At 61.4% G+C, this 14,870-nt stretch carries 10 protein-coding genes; 1 reads left to right on the top strand and 9 read right to left on the bottom strand.

Annotated features, from left to right (window positions below):
- Positions 1-29: 29 nt before the first annotated feature.
- From AB4O16_RS30485 to tpx, 7 genes are all read right to left on the bottom strand, one after another.
- Positions 30-776 (bottom strand): SDR family oxidoreductase, encoded by a 747-nt coding sequence (locus AB4O16_RS30485; protein WP_160386518.1) that lies wholly within the window; start codon positions 774-776, stop codon positions 30-32.
- Positions 777-861: 85 nt separating this feature from the next.
- The gene (locus AB4O16_RS30480) at positions 862-2,979 is read right to left on the bottom strand and encodes a putative bifunctional diguanylate cyclase/phosphodiesterase (RefSeq protein WP_160386520.1); all 2,118 of its coding nucleotides are present in this window, start codon (positions 2,977-2,979) and stop codon (positions 862-864) included.
- A 297-nt stretch (positions 2,980-3,276) separates the two neighbouring features.
- Positions 3,277-4,758 carry an efflux transporter outer membrane subunit gene (locus AB4O16_RS30475; protein ID WP_460156640.1) on the bottom strand — a complete coding sequence of 494 codons (1,482 nt, stop codon included), beginning with the start codon at positions 4,756-4,758 and terminating at the stop codon, positions 3,277-3,279.
- Positions 4,755-7,862: an efflux RND transporter permease subunit gene (locus AB4O16_RS30470; protein WP_460156639.1), complete on the bottom strand. Its 3,108-nt coding sequence runs from the start codon at positions 7,860-7,862 to the stop codon at positions 4,755-4,757. Before AB4O16_RS30470 ends, AB4O16_RS30475 begins: the two co-directional genes overlap by 4 nt.
- Entirely contained in the window at positions 7,859-10,963 is a 3,105-nt protein-coding gene (locus AB4O16_RS30465) for an MdtB/MuxB family multidrug efflux RND transporter permease subunit (RefSeq protein WP_460156638.1), read from the bottom strand. Before AB4O16_RS30465 ends, AB4O16_RS30470 begins: the two co-directional genes overlap by 4 nt.
- Positions 10,960-12,276, bottom strand: a complete 1,317-nt coding sequence (locus AB4O16_RS30460) for an MdtA/MuxA family multidrug efflux RND transporter periplasmic adaptor subunit (RefSeq protein ID WP_460156637.1) — start codon at positions 12,274-12,276, stop codon at positions 10,960-10,962. Before AB4O16_RS30460 ends, AB4O16_RS30465 begins: the two co-directional genes overlap by 4 nt.
- Positions 12,277-12,453: 177 nt before the next feature.
- Positions 12,454-12,954 carry a thiol peroxidase gene (gene tpx, locus AB4O16_RS30455; protein ID WP_150716365.1) on the bottom strand — a complete coding sequence of 167 codons (501 nt, stop codon included), beginning with the start codon at positions 12,952-12,954 and terminating at the stop codon, positions 12,454-12,456.
- A 405-nt stretch (positions 12,955-13,359) separates the two neighbouring features.
- Between tpx and AB4O16_RS30450 the strand changes: the two genes are divergently transcribed.
- Positions 13,360-13,791: a YciI family protein gene (locus tag AB4O16_RS30450; RefSeq protein ID WP_460156636.1), complete on the top strand. Its 432-nt coding sequence runs from the start codon at positions 13,360-13,362 to the stop codon at positions 13,789-13,791.
- On the opposite strand, the gene AB4O16_RS30445 is transcribed toward AB4O16_RS30450, so the two are convergent.
- Together AB4O16_RS30445 and AB4O16_RS30440 are read right to left on the bottom strand one after the other, a co-directional pair.
- Positions 13,733-14,416, bottom strand: coding sequence for an S-type pyocin domain-containing protein (locus tag AB4O16_RS30445; RefSeq protein WP_460156635.1), 684 nt, complete (start codon positions 14,414-14,416; stop codon positions 13,733-13,735). The two genes, AB4O16_RS30450 and AB4O16_RS30445, sit on opposite strands and share 59 nt — an antisense overlap.
- The gene (locus tag AB4O16_RS30440; protein WP_460156634.1) at positions 14,304-14,822 is read right to left on the bottom strand and encodes a bacteriocin immunity protein; all 519 of its coding nucleotides are present in this window, start codon (positions 14,820-14,822) and stop codon (positions 14,304-14,306) included. The genes AB4O16_RS30445 and AB4O16_RS30440 overlap by 113 nt, the downstream gene beginning before the upstream one ends.
- Between the last annotated feature and the right edge of the window lie 48 nt (positions 14,823-14,870).

Below are 14,870 nucleotides of genomic sequence, written 5' to 3'. Positions count from 1 at the left end.
AATGACAGTAGACAACGCATGTATTCTTCCTAGCGACCACCACCAAGATCAACAAACGTCCCCGTCGCATAAGAAGCCTTGTCCGACAGCAACCAGACAATCGCCTCCGCCACTTCATCCGGCCGCCCGCCACGGGCCATCGGGATCGCCGACTCCAGTTTGCTGACCCGGTCCGGGTCACCGCTCAAGGCGTGGAAATCGGTGTAGATGTAGCCCGGGCGCACCGCATTGACCCGAATCCCCTCGCCCGCCACTTCCTTGGACAGGCCGATGGTGAACGAGTCCAGCGCGCCTTTGGAGGCCGCGTAGTCGACGTATTCGTTGGGCGAGCCCAAGCGGGAGGCCACCGACGACACGTTGACGATGCTGCCGCCCTGCCCGCCGTGTTTGGGCGACATGCGCAGGATCGCGTGCTTGGCGCAGAGGATCGGCGCCAGGACGTTGGTTTTCATGATTTTGAGGATGCGGAACTCGGACATCTCGTCGACCCGGGACTTTTGCCCGACTGTGCCGGCGTTGTTCACCAGCGCGGTGACCCGGCCCAGTTCACTGTCTACCCGATGGAACAGCGCGATGACTTCGTCTTCGATGCTGACGTCGGCGCGTACCGCAATGGCCTGCGCACCGAGGGCGCGGACTTGCTCCAGCACGCCGAGCGCCGCCTGTTCGTCGGCCTGGAAGTTGATGCAGATCCGATAGCCCTGTGCGGCGGCCAACAACGCGGTGGCGGCCCCAATGCCACGGCTGCCGCCGGTGATGACGATGACTTTGTCCATGCGAGCTTTCCCCCAATCAAAGCTTAAGCGGTCGGGGGCAAGAATAACCGTCATTGGCGGTTTTTGCATGGACTCACATCAACTGTCATGTCATCGACATTTCGCGCCCGGCACCGGCTTTCAACTCCTCGAGCAATTGCTCACCGCGATGGATCTCCACCATGAAGCCTGCGGCCGGCAGCGGATGCCCCAGCAAGTAACCCTGCAACGAGTCGCAACCGAGTTGAGTCAGGAAGTCTTGCTGCGAGTCCGTCTCCACGCCTTCGGCAACGATGCGCAACCCCAACGCCTGGCCGAGGGCAACGATGGCCGAAACGATGGCGGCGTCATCGCTGTCGCGCTCCAGGTCGCGGACAAAACCGCGATCGATCTTCAGTTCGTTGGCCGGCAGGCGCTTGAGGTACATCAGGCTCGAATAGCCGGTGCCAAAATCGTCGATGGACAGGTCGACGCCCATTTCCGAGAGTTCCTGAAGCACCGTCATGCTCGCATCGGCGTCGCTCATGGCCGTGGTTTCGGTGATTTCCAGGGTCAGGCTGTTGGCCGGAAGATGGTGAGTGGCCAAGGCCTTGGCGACGCTCTGGACCAGTCCGGCATGGCAAAACTGAATGGCCGACAGGTTCACCGCGATGCGCCAATCGGTGTAGCCCAGCACGTACCACTCGCGCATCTGACGGCATGCTTCGTTGAGCACCCACTCGCCGATCGGAATGATCAGGCCGGTCTTTTCCGCCAGTTCGATGAATTTGTCCGGCAGCAGCATTCCCTGCGTCGGGTGTTCCCAGCGTAACAAGGCCTCGGCGCCCACCGGCCGGCCATTGGCGGCGTCGAACTTGGGCTGGTAATACAGGCTGAATTCCTGATGCTCCACGGCATTGCGCAGGTCCTGGAGCAATTGCAGCTGTTTGCGCGCGTTGCTGTTCATCGAGGCATCGAAAAAGCTGTAGCCGTTTTTACCCGCGCCCTTGGCGTGGTACATCGCCGCGTCGGCGTTCATCAGCAATTCCTGGGCGGACTGGCCGTTACCCGGGTAGAGCGCGATGCCGACGCTGGCGGAAATGTGCAAATCATGTTCGGTCACCCGGAACGCCCGCGCGATCAGCCCGACCTGACGGGCCGCGAGGTTCAAGGCGTCGTTCTGTTCGCTCAATTGCACCAGCAACACGAACTCATCGCCGCCGATCCGCGCGAGGGTGTCCTGGCTGCGCAGGTCTTCGCGCAGACGCTGGGCGACTTCGCGCAACAGCAGATCACCCATGTGGTGGCCGAAGGCATCGTTGACCGGTTTGAAGCCGTCCAGGTCGATGAACATCAGGGCAAAGCAGCCCCCCTCTTCCCGGACGCGCGACATGGCCTGATCGATTCGATCGGCGAGCAGCGTCCGGTTCGGCAGCCCGGTCAGGGTGTCATGCAGGGCCAGTTGGGTGAGTTCACGGTTGGCCTCGGTCAGCGAATGCGCCAGGCTCGCGGTGCGGGCCTCCATGCGGGCATCGAGCACAGAGGTCAGCAAGGCGATGCTCAGAACCGCCAGCGTGGTGATCAGAACGAGGTTGTCCAGGCCCTTGCCGCTCAGGCCATCGAGCGCCGCACCGCAAAAACTGCCATCGGCAAAACGTGCGGCGGCCATGCCGGTGTAGTGCATGCCGACGATGGCGATGCCCATGATCACCGCGGCACCGCCACGGATCAGACGAACATAAGGCGTGTGCTGGCGCAGATGGAAAGCGATCCACAATGCCGCACCCGATGCACCGACCGCGATCATCAGCGAAGCGCCGAACAGCGTCGGGTCGTAGTCGATGCCCGGTTGCATGCGCATGGCGGCCATGCCGGTATAATGCATCGCGCTGATACCGGCGCCCATGACCAGCGCGCCAAAGGCCAGTTGCCAGGCCGGCAGTTGCGGTTGGCTGACCAGCCACAGGGCAAAACCGCTGGAGAGCACGCCGATCAGCAGCGATAACAGGGTGATTGCGCCGTCGTAGCCCAGGTCGATCGGCAGCTTGAACGCAAGCATGCCGATAAAGTGCATCGACCAGATGCCGACGCCCATGGCGATGGCCCCGCCCGCGGTCCACAAATGCACGGCGCGGCCCTTGGCGGTGGCAATGCGTCCGGTCAGGTCGAGTGCAGTGTATGAGGCGAGAATCGCTACGCAGAGCGAAATGATAACCAGGGTGGGGGAATAGCTACCGATGAGCATGGGGACTTCTCGCGAATGCCCCTGTTAATGGTATTGATTCTCGCTGGGGGGCAAATGCGGGGATTGTACTGATTCCAAATGAGAACGCACTCACAAAATGAGCAAAAGGCCATCAGGCCGATGAAACGCCTGTTTTAAGGTTTTACATTAACTCGCTTCAAGCTGCTGGCGCCACAACACCTGTGGGAGCGAGCTTGCTCGCGATGGCTGCGTCACATTCAGCATAGATGTTGCCTGACCCACCGCTATCGCGAGCAAGCTCGCTCCCACTGGGATGGCAGCGTGCGTTAGATTGCGCTACTGGTTTTCGCTCACCTCGAGCTGCCCGTCCCAGCCACCGCCCAGCGCGGCGATCAACTGCACGCTGGCGATCAGGCGGCTTTGCAACAGGTCAAGGTTACTGCGTTCATTGTTCAGCGCCGCCGCCTGGGTCACCACCACATCGATGTACGCGATCAAACCGGCCTTGTATTGGTTCTGGGTCAGGCGCAACGATTCGCGGGCGGCGTCCAGTGCCTGTTGGCGCACGACGGCTTCGTCCTCGAGCACCTTGAGCTGCACCAGGAAGTTTTCCACTTCGCGGAATCCGTCCAGCACGGTCTGGCGGTACTTGGCCACCGTTTCGTCGTAGGCCGCTTCACTGCGGTCGACTTCCGCCGAGCGCTGGCCGCCGTCGAACAGGGTCATGGCCAATTGCGGCCCGACCGACCAGAAGCGGTTCGGCAGGCTGAACAAGTCTTTCGAGGTACTGCTGCTGTAACCACCGTTCAGACTCAGGGTCAGGTCCGGGTAATAGGCAGCCTTGGCCACGCCGATGTTGGCGTTGGCGGCGATCACCGAGCGTTCGGCCGAAGCGATGTCCGGGCGACGTTCCAGCAACTGCGACGGCAGTGTCAGCGGTACTTGCGGCAACTGCGGAATGTCGGTGCTTTCCGCCAGGCTGAACTCGGCTGGTGGCAGGCCGATCAGCACGGCAATGGCGTTCTCGAACTGCGCACGTTGCCAGATCAGGTCGATCATGTCGGCTTCGGTGCTTTTGAGCTGGGTCTGGGCCTGGGCTACAGCATCCTTGCCCGAGACTCCTGCGCGGTACTGGTTCTCGGTCATCTTCAACGAACGCCGATACGCCTCGACCGTGTCCTGGAGCAAGCGCTTCTGGCCATCGATCACCCGCAATTGCAGGTAGTTCTGCACCAGTTCCGACTGTTGGCTCAGGCGCATGGCCGCCAGGTCGGCAAAGCTCGCCTGGGCATTGGCCGTATCGGCTTCGAGGCCACGCCGCAGTTTGCCCCAGATGTCGGCCTCCCAACTGACGCCGGCCTGGGCGGTATAGGTGTCGCGGATACCACTGGAAGAGCTGCTGAGGCTGGAGCTGCTGCTGCCAGTGCCTTGGCTGGAGCGGGTCTTGCCGGCAGTCAGGTCGACCGTCGGAAAGAACGCCCCACGGGCACTGCGCACCAAGGCCTGGGCCTGACGGTACTGGGCCTCGGACTGGGCCACGGTCTGGTTGGAGCTGTTGAGTTTGTCGATCAGGCCATTGAGCTGTCGGTCGCCGTACAACTCCCACCATGCGCCGCGTGCCAGGGCGTCGCTCGGGTTGGCCTGACGCCAGCCTTCTGCGGCCTTGTACTGCACAGGCTCGGCGGTTTGCGGGCGCTGGTAATCCGGGCCGACGGCGCAGGCACTGAGCATCGCCACGCACAGAGACAGGCTCAACAGACGCGAGCCTCGAGCCGTGATCAGCGGTGCAGCCAGGTTAAAAAGCGAACGTTCAGTCATAGCGGAGTTTCCAGAGCAGCATCGGTACGCACCCCACGCCATTTATTGAAGCGATGGCGCAGTTTGTCGAGATAGAGGTAAACCACCGGGGTGGTGTAAAGGGTCAGCACCTGGCTGAAGATCAGTCCGCCGATGATGGTCAGGCCCAGCGGCTGGCGCATTTCCGCCCCTTCGGCGCGACTGAGCAGCAACGGCAAGGCACCGAGGATCGCCGCCAGCGTGGTCATCAGGATAGGTCGCAAACGCTGCAGGCAGGCGCTGCGAATCGATTCCAGCGGCGCCATGCCCTGATGTCGCTCCAGCTGCAACGCCAGGTCGATCATCAGGATCGCGTTTTTCTTCACCACGCCGATCAGCAGAAACAGCCCCAGCAACGAAATCAGGCTGAATTCTCCGCCCAGCGCATAGATCGACAGTAACGCGCCGACCCCGGCCGACGGCAAGGTCGAGAGAATCGTCAGCGGGTGAATGTAGCTTTCGTACAACACGCCGAGCACCAGATACACCGCCACCAGCGCCCCCAGAATCATCCACGGCTGACTTTTTTGAGTCGCCGCGAAAGCGTCAGCTGTGCCGGCCATTTTCGCGATCACGTCTTCCGGCAGGCCGACCTTGGCAATCGCCCGCTCGATGGCGGCACCACCCTGCTCCACGGTCACGCCTTCGGCCATGTCGAACGCAATGCTTTCCGAGGCGAACTGGCCTTCGTGGCTGACCCGGTCGTTTTCCAGGCTGTTTTCGTAGTGGGCGATTGTCGACAGCGGGATCCGCGCGCCATCGGCGGTGATCACCTGGACCTGCTTGAGGGTGATCGGGTCCTGGGCGTATTTCGGATTGACCTCCATCACCACCTGATACTGGTTGAGGCTGTCGTAGATGGTCGATATCTGCCGCTGGCTGTAGGCGTTGTTCAGCACCGCCGTGACCATGTCCATGTCGACCCCCAGGCGCTTGGCCTGGTCACGGTCGACGATCAGGGTCACTTGCCGGGCACCGCGGCCTTCGCGCGCGTCAATCGCCGTCAGCTCCGGCAAGGCCTTGAGCGCGGTGACGACTTTCGGATACCACTCGCGCAACGCCCCCAGATCGCCACTTTGCAGGATGTACGAGTATTGCGAGGTGGTCTGCTCGCGGCCGCCGCCGAATTGCAGGTCCTGGTCCGCCATGAGCATCAGTTGTGCGCCGGGAACCTTGGGCATTTCCTTGCGCAGGCGCTCGATGACTTTCTGCGCGGAAAGGCTGCGTTCCTTGATTGGCTTGAGGCGCACCAGCATGAAGGCGTTGTTGGTGCCGTTGTTGCCGCCGATGAAGCCGGCGACGCTTTCCACCGCCTCGTCCTTCAACACTGCGCGGCGGAAAACTTCCATCTTCGGCTGCATCACACTGAACGACAGACCGTCGTCGCCGCGTACGAAACCGATCAGCTGCCCTGTATCCTGCTGCGGCAAAAATGTTTTAGGAACAACAATATACAGCGCAATGTTAACGCCAATTGTGACGAATAGACTAAGCAACGTCAGGCGCTTGTGGCGCAGCACCCAGTCGAGGCTGGTGGCGTATTTGCCGACCATCCATTCGTTGGCCCGCTGGCTCCAGCGTTGCAAACGGTTCTCCTGACCCGGCGTATGCGGCTTGAGCCAGCGGGCGCAAAGCATCGGGGTCAGGGTCAGCGACACTACCAGCGAGACCACGATGGCCGCCGCCAAGGTGATCGAGAATTCGCGGAACAGGCTTTCGATGATCCCGCCCATGAACAGGATCGACAGGAACACCGCCACCAGCGACACGTTCATCGACAGCAAGGTAAAGCCGACTTCCTCGGCGCCGAGGTACGCGGCCTTCATCGGGCGCACGCCTGCGTCGATGTGCCGGGAAATGTTCTCCAGCACCACGATGGCATCGTCCACCACCAGCCCGGTGGCCAGGATCAGCGCCATCAGCGACAGGTTGTTCAGCGAAAAGCCGTAGAGGTACATCACGGCAAAGGTGCCGACCAGCGACACCGGCACCGCCAGGGTCGGGATCAGCGAAGCGCGGAAGTTACCAAGGAACAGGAACACCACCAGGATCACCAGCGCCACGGCGATCAGCAGGGTCATTTCCGCCTCGTGCAGCGTGGCCTTGATCACCGGCGAGCGGTCCATGGCCAGGTTGAGCTTGACGCTGGCCGGCAGCACCGCCTGCAACGCCGGCAACTGCGCCTTGATCTCGTTGACCGTCTCGATGATGTTGGCGCCGGCCTGGCGGTTGATCACCAGCAGCACCGCCGCGTCGTCGTTGAAGAAACCGCTGTTGTAGCGGTCCTCGACGCCATCGCTGACCTTGGCCACATCCTTCAGGCGCAGGGCTGCGCCGCCGTTGTAGTGGATGATCAGCGACTCGTAGTCCTTGGCTTTTTCCAGCTGGTCGTTGGCCTGGACCTGCCACAGCCGCTGGTCATCTTCGACCGAGCCCTTGGGCCGGCGCACGTTGGCATTGGCGATGGTGTTGCGCACATCGTCCAGGGCCACGCCGTACTGGTTCAGCGACTGCGGTTCGAGCTCGATACGCACCGCCGGCAGCGAACTGCCGCCGATCTGCACCTCGCCTACGCCCTGTACCTGGGACAGGCTCTGGGACAGGATCGTCGAGGCCAGGTCATAGAGTTGGCCTTTTTCCAGCACATCCGAGGTCAGCGACAGCACCATGATCGGCGCCTGGGACGGGTTGACCTTCTTGTAGGTCGGCATGCTGCGCATCCCGCTCGGCAGCAGGGTGCGCGAGGCGTTGATGGCTGCCTGCACTTCCCGCGCCGCGCCGTTGATGTCGCGGTCCAGGTCGAATTGCAGGATCACCCGGGTCGAACCCTGGCTGGAGCGGCTGCTCATGGTGTTGACCCCGGCAATGCTGCCGAAGGAACGTTCCAGAGGCGTGGCCACGGTCGACGCCATGACCTCGGGGCTGGCCCCGGGCAGACTGGCCTGGACCACGATCACCGGAAAGTCCATTTGCGGCAGCGGCGACACCGGCAGCAAACCAAAACTCACGCCGCCCAGCAGCATGATCGCCAGGCTCAGCAGCATGGTCGCCACCGGGCGCTTGATGAAAGGTCCCGACAGGTTCATGGCTGCTCTACCGCTTCCACGGACTCAGGCTTGCGGCCCCAGCGCCGACCGAGACGGTCGAAGTACAGGTAGATCACCGGCGTGGTGAACAGCGTCAGCACCTGGCTCAGCAGCAAACCGCCGACCATCACCAGACCCAGCGGCTGGCGCAGTTCCGCACCGGAACCGCTGGCCAGCATCAACGGCACGGCACCGAAGAGCGCCGCCAGGGTGGTCATCAGGATCGGCCGGAAACGCAGCAGCGCCGCCTGATAGATTGCCGTTTGCGGGTCCATGCCCTGATTGCGTTCGGCGTCGAGGGCAAAGTCGATCATCATGATCGCGTTCTTCTTGACGATACCGATCAGCAGAATGATGCCGATGATCGCGATCATGCCCAGGTCATTGCCGCTCAGGATCAACGCCAGCAAGGCGCCCACCGCCGCCGACGGCAATGTGGACAGAATGGTGATCGGATGGATGTAGCTCTCGTAGAGCACCCCCAGCACGATGTACATGGTCACTACCGCCGCCAGGATCAGCAGCAGCGTGCTCGACAACGATGCCTGGAAAGCCTCGGCGGCGCCCTGGAACTGGGTCTGCACGCCAATCGGCATGCCGATGTCCTTCTGCACCTGCTCGATCAGCTCGACTGCATGCCCCAGCGCCACGCCGGGCGCCAGGTTGAAAGACATCATCACCGCCGGGAATTGGCCGATATGGGTAATCGCCAGTTGCGCCTGACGCTCTTCGATGCGTGCCAGGCTGGACAGGCGCACTTGCCCGCCATCGGTGGTCTTGACGTGAATCTGGTTCAACGCATCCGGGCCGATTTTCTCGCCGGACTGTGATTGCAGGACCACGCGGTATTGGCTCGCCTGGGTGTAGATCGTGGAAATCTGCCGCTGGCCGAAGGCGTCATACAGCGCATCGGTGATGTTCGACACCGACACACCGACCCGCGACGCCGCATCGCGGTCGATCACCAGATAGACCTGCAAGCCCTTGTCCTGCAAGTCGCTGGCGACGTCGGTCAATTCCGGCCGGTCGGCCAAAGCCTCGACCAGCCGCCCGCTCCACAGGCTCAGCAGCTCCGAGTCCGGCGACGACATGCTGAACTGGTACTGCGTGCGGCTGACCCGGTCTTCGATGGTCAGGTCCTGCACCGGTTGCATGAACAGGCGAATGCCGACCAGTTTGTCCAGCTCCGGTTGCAAGCGGGCGATGACTTGCGTTGCGCTGAGGTCGCGATCGTTGTGCGACTTTAGGTTGATCAGCAAGCGACCGCTGTTGAGGGTCGAGTTGTCACCGTCCACGCCAATGTAGGACGACAGGCTTTCGACCGCCGGGTCCGCCAGAATCACCTTGGCCAGCTCCTGCTGACGCTCGCTCATGGCCGCGAAGGAAATCGATTGCGGCGCTTCGGAAATGCCCTGGATGACGCCGGTGTCCTGCACCGGGAAGAAGCCCTTGGGCACCACCATGTACAGGAACACCGTCAGCCCCAGAGTGCCAATGGCCACCATCAGGGTCAGCGGCTGGTGCTTGAGCACCCACTGCAACTTGCGTCCGTAGGCGGCGATCATCCAGTCGATGAACGCACCGCTGGCACGATAGAAACGCCCCTGCTCCTCTTCCCCGGGTTCACGCTTGAGCAGGCGCGCGCACATCATTGGCGTCAGGGTCAGGGACACGACAAGGGAAATCAGGATCGCCACCGCCAGCGTGATGGCGAATTCGCGGAACAGGCGCCCGACCACGTCCGCCATGAACAGCAGCGGGATCAGCACGGCGATCAGCGACAACGTCAGGGAAATCAGGGTGAAACCGATCTGTTTGGCGCCCTTGAGCGCGGCGTTCAGGGGGCTGTCGCCCTCCTCGATGAAACGCGAAATGTTCTCCAGCATGACGATCGCATCGTCCACCACGAAACCGGTGGCGATGGTCAGGGCCATCAGGGTCAGGTTGTTGACCGAGAACCCGGCCAGGTACATCACGCCGAACGTACCGATCAGCGACAGCGGCACGGCCACCGACGGAATGATCGTGGCACTGGCGCGACGCAGGAACAGGAAGGTGACCATGACCACCAGGGCGATGGCGATCAGCAGTTCGTGCTGCACGTCCTTGACCGAGGCGCGGATGGTCTGGGTGCGATCGGTCAGCACCGTGACCTCAAGGCCGGCCGGCAGGTTGTCGGTGATGCTCGGCAGCAGGGCCTTGATCCGGTCCACCACCTCGATCACGTTGGCGCCGGGCTGGCGCTGGATGTTCAGCAGCACGGCCTGGTTCTCGTTGGCCCAGGCCGCCAGGCGCTCGTTTTCCGCGCCGTCGACGATTTCCGCGACGTCCTTCAGTCGCAACGGCGCGCCGTTGGCGTAGGCCAGAATCAGGTTGGCGTAGTCTTTGGGCGACGTCAGTTGGTCGTTGGCATCGAGCATCGAGACCCGGGTCGGACCGTCGAAGTTGCCCTTGGGCTGGTTGACGTTGGAGGCGCCGATCAGCGTGCGCACGTCCGACAGGTTCAAGCCGTTGGCGGCCAGCGCTTCGGGGTTGACCTTGATCCGCACGGCCTGGCGCTGACCGCCGGCAATGCTGACCATGCCGACGCCGCTGATCTGGGCGATTTTCTGCGCCATGCGCGTATCGACCAGGTCGTTGAGCTTGGGCAGCAACATGGTCCTGGACGTGATGGCCAGGGTCAGCACCGGTGTATCGGCCGGGTTGACCTTGTTGTACACCGGTGGTGCCGGCAGGTCCTTGGGCAGCAAGTTGGTCGCGGCGTTGATCGCCGCCTGCACTTGTTGTTCGGCCACGTCCATGTTGATGTCGAGGCTGAAGCGCAGGGTCAGCACCGACGCGCCGCCGGAACTGGTGGACGCCATTTGCGTCAGGCCGGGCATCTGCCCGAACTGGCGCTCAAGCGGCGCGGTGACCGCGCTGGTCATGACATCCGGACTGGCGCCGGGGTACAGGGTCATGACGCGAATGGTCGGGTAATCGACCTGGGGCAAGGCCGACACCGGCAGCAACCGGTAAGCGATCACGCCGGCCAGAATAATGGCCAGCATGCTCAGCGTGGTGGCTACCGGGCGAAGGATGAACAGCCGCGAGAGATTCATGCGCCGCCCTTTTTCGCCTTGTCAGTGGTCGCAGGCTCTGCCGCGTTGGCCGCCGACTTGCCTTGCAGGTGTTCGGTGGGGGTGGTCGGCACATCCTGGCTGTCGTTGACCACCTCCACTTCGCTGCCGTCTTTCAGGCGGTCGGTGCCTTCCAGTACAACCCGGTCACCCGCCGACAGGCCTTCGGTCACCACGGTGTTCACGCCATCGCTGGCGCCGACTTTCAACTGACGGATCTTGACCTTCTTGTCACCGTCCAGGGCATAGACGAACGTGCCGTTGGTGCCGAACTGGATCGCGGCGGAAGGCGCGAGTACGACGTTCTTGAGGGTATCGGCGAGCAGGCGCACGTTGACGAATTGGTTGGGGAACAGCGACTGGTCGCGGTTCTCGTAACGGGCCTTGAATTTCAGGGTGCCGGTGGTCACGTCGATCTGGTTGTCCAGGCTCTGCAGCACGCCGGTGGCCTGGAGTTTGGTGTCACCGCGATCCCAGGCTTCGGCCGGCAATTTGGCGCCGCTGCGATAACGCGCGAGCACGGTGTCGAGGCTGTTTTCCGGCAGGGTGAAAGCCACGCTGATCGGCTGGGTCTGGGTGATGATCGCCAGTGCCGTGGTGTCGTTGGCTGCTACCAGGTTGCCGACGTCCAGTTGACGCAGGCCGACGCGTCCGGTGATCGGTGCGCGGATCTTGGTGAATTCAAGGTTGAGCTTGGCATCGTTGACCGCGGCCTGATTGGTCTTGACCGTGCCCTGGAACTGACCAACCAGCGCTTCGGCGGTGTCCAGGGTCTGTTTGGCAATGCTGTCTTCGCGGTACAGGCCGCGATAGCGCTCGACGTCGACCTGGGCGTTTTTCAGCTGCGCCTGATTCTGCAGCAAGGTGCCTTCGGCCTGGAGCAAGGCGTTCTGGTAAGGGCGTGGGTCGATTTCGGCCAGCAGGTCGCCCGCCTTGACCATCTGCCCTTCTTCGAAAGAGATCTTGACCAGCTCACCGCCGACGCGGCTGCGCACATTGATGGTGTTCAGCGCCGTGACCGTGCCCAGCGCCTTGAAGTACAGCGGGAAATCACCGGTGACTGCCGGCGCCACGCGCACCGGTACCGGCCCGGACGCCCCACCGAACCCCGGACGCGTCCCCCCCGACCGGCCGGTATGCCCGGCGACGGCTTTTTGCCCCGCTGCCTCTTTGGGTGCAGCGCTGCCGGGCCAGAATTTCCAGCACAGGACGGCGATGACCAGCAGGACAAGCAGGCCGAACAGCCAGCGACGAGGACTACGGGAAGCGGAGGATTGCATTGAGTGATCAACCATTGGGCGCGTGGGCTTTTTTACATGAGGCTGAACGATAAGCACTGGCGGGTCTTAAGCAAAGCGCCTTTACCGGCAATTTACCTTTGGCTTACGTAGCAGGAGATTTATCCAAGACACTGAAACACAAATGAAAACGGCCTGGACAGAGCCAGGCCGTTAACAATTGTAATGCTTTACTTATTTCAGAACGGCAAGTGCCGCTTCGTAGTTCGGCTCGTCAGCGATTTCGCCAACCAGCTCGCTGTGCAGCACGTTGTCGTTTTCGTCCAGCACGACCACGGCACGGGCGGTCAGGCCTTTCAGCGGGCCGTCAGCGATGGCCACGCCGTAGTCCTGGATGAACTCGGCGCCGCGCAGGGTCGACAGGTTCTGGACGTTTTCCAGGCCTTCGGCACCGCAGAAACGCGCCTGGGCGAACGGCAGGTCAGCGGAGATGCACAGTACGACAGTGTTGGCCACGTCGCTGGCCTTGGCGTTGAACTGGCGCACGGAGGTGGCGCAGGTCGGGGTGTCGACGCTTGGGAAGATGTTGAGCACTTTGCGCTTGCCGGCAAAGTCTTTCAGGGTGACGTCGGACAGATTGCCGGCAACCAGGGAAAAGGCTGGCGCCTTGGAACCGGCTTGTGGCAGTTGGCCGTTGACTTGAACAGGGTTGCCTTTGAGAGTGACTTGAGCCATGAACGGAGTCCTTCTGAACGTTGTGGTGGAGAATTTTGACGAGGCCGAAGTTAACCACGAAATTGTCCGACGACCTATGGTCAAACATGAATTGTCATGTAACAGGGCACAAAACTGGATACAACCCACAAACTTGTGGGAGCGAGCCTGCTCGCGATGGCGTCAGATCAGTCACTAGCGATATTGGATGACATTGCGCTTTCGCGAGCAGGCTCGCTCCCACAGGGTTCGTGTGTCAGCCGAACAACTCGGCAAAAGTACAGAGTACGCCCTCACCCGCCGCTTCCCGAGGTTCAGGACGAAAGGCACACGTCATGGACGAAAACTTTTGTTAATACTCTGTCGAATTGCTCCAGCGTCGTTCGACTATAAATCGAGCCACTCAACTGCAACGGAGACGACACCATGCGATTCATGATCATCATCAAGGCCAGCGCCGATTCCGAAGCCGGCGTGATGCCCAGCCAGGAACTGTTGACCGCCATGGGCAACTACAACGAAGAACTGGTCAAGGCCGGGATTCTCCTCTCCGGCGACGGCCTGCAGCCGAGCAGCAAAGGCGCCCGCGTGCGATTCGCGGGTGACAAGCGCACCGTCATCGACGGCCCCTTCATCGAGACCAAGGAATTGATCGCCGGCTTCTGGATTTGGCAGGTGAAGTCCAAGGAAGAAGCCATCGAATGGGTCAAGCGCTGCCCCAACCCGATGCCCGGCACCGAAGCCGAGATCGAGATCGAGATTCGCCAGGTGTTCGAACTGGAGGACTTCGGTGCGCAACTCACGCCCGAGCTACGTGAGCAGGAAGAGCGAGTGTTCGGGCAAGTGAAGAAGTGCTGAGCGTAACGTACAGTGGGTCAAGTCCGGAGTCGGCGGGGAAAACCAGGATGTAATCGTCGAATCGGGGGACATCCTCTTCGCCGGTCATGGGTTCGAGTATCGGCACCGGCGAAGATTGCACAAAACCCACGCGGCGCGATGAGGTTTGAGCTTCGGGCGTACTGGTTTCAAGCGTGGTCGGGGCTGTCAGACAGATGGTCATCGGTATCGCGCCATCAGTGGCGAAACTGAATGTGTTCAGTTGCGGATCATGCTGCACCGCCCTCACCCTGACCGACTCATGAATACCAAGGACCGGGGCAATGTATACCTGCACCAGGGCTTTGACCTCGCGCAAGCCCTTGAACATCTTTCCAGGATTGGCGCGGACTATCGTCGCGCCCATTCTGAAAGGGACCTCTATCTTCGATTGGCTCGCCGCCAACGACAGCCAATCCTGCCCCTCCAGCGGCATCAATTCCACGAGTGCCACACTGTGAGCATGAATCTGAGTATCCGCACGACTTGAAAACTCAAAGCGCAGCACCGCAGCACAAAGGTTTCCATCGGTCGGTTCGGCGCAAGTGTTCCGCCAGGTAAATTCGGCAACGACCCGGAATGTCAGGTGTGCCGCCTGACTGATCATGCAATTGCTGGATACCTTGTCCAAGCAGATCAAACGTCGTTTCAATAGCCCTTTCCGATATGACCACGTCTGCAGCAATTTTTTGAACTTTTGCGAGGCTGCGCGCAACAGGAGTGTTGGGTATCGACGGAACAGGTATGGACACAGGCTCTTGCTTGAACGCTGTCATACCCTGCCTGTCGTGCCAGTCCCTGACCTCATGCACAACCGATTCCGGATCATTGATGTTGGTAACGTCATCAGGATAAAACAACAAGTCCGCCCCCTTGGGATGACCAACGATTCGGTCAAAGTGATTGATCAACTGGTTATGGGCATGTTTGGGTAGATCCACGGCCCAGATCTTGTCGACCAGTGCCTGGAATTCCGTTGCGGTGTACTCCTGGAGTATTGGTTTAAGTTCCATCTTGGGTTCTTCCTTGTATGTATTTCGCAGCAATGGCACCTGCTCAAT

It is taken from the genome of Pseudomonas sp. S2_H10 (genome assembly GCF_054668285.1).
The sequence above is the reverse complement of the archived record's forward strand: the minus strand, read 5'-3'. Positions and strand labels throughout refer to the sequence as shown.

Coding starts and splice junctions, on each gene's coding strand:
- AB4O16_RS30485 (WP_160386518.1), bottom strand. CDS start 776: ATGGACAAAGTCATCGTCATCACCGGCGGCAGCCGTGGCATTGGGGCC.
- AB4O16_RS30480 (WP_160386520.1), bottom strand. CDS start 2,979: ATGCTCATCGGTAGCTATTCCCCCACCCTGGTTATCATTTCGCTCTGC.
- AB4O16_RS30475 (WP_460156640.1), bottom strand. CDS start 4,758: ATGACTGAACGTTCGCTTTTTAACCTGGCTGCACCGCTGATCACGGCT.
- AB4O16_RS30470 (WP_460156639.1), bottom strand. CDS start 7,862: ATGAACCTGTCGGGACCTTTCATCAAGCGCCCGGTGGCGACCATGCTG.
- AB4O16_RS30465 (WP_460156638.1), bottom strand. CDS start 10,963: ATGAATCTCTCGCGGCTGTTCATCCTTCGCCCGGTAGCCACCACGCTG.
- AB4O16_RS30460 (WP_460156637.1), bottom strand. CDS start 12,276: ATGGTTGATCACTCAATGCAATCCTCCGCTTCCCGTAGTCCTCGTCGC.
- tpx (WP_150716365.1), bottom strand. CDS start 12,954: ATGGCTCAAGTCACTCTCAAAGGCAACCCTGTTCAAGTCAACGGCCAA.
- AB4O16_RS30450 (WP_460156636.1), top strand. CDS start 13,360: ATGCGATTCATGATCATCATCAAGGCCAGCGCCGATTCCGAAGCCGGC.
- AB4O16_RS30445 (WP_460156635.1), bottom strand. CDS start 14,416: ATGATCAGTCAGGCGGCACACCTGACATTCCGGGTCGTTGCCGAATTT.
- AB4O16_RS30440 (WP_460156634.1), bottom strand. CDS start 14,822: ATGGAACTTAAACCAATACTCCAGGAGTACACCGCAACGGAATTCCAG.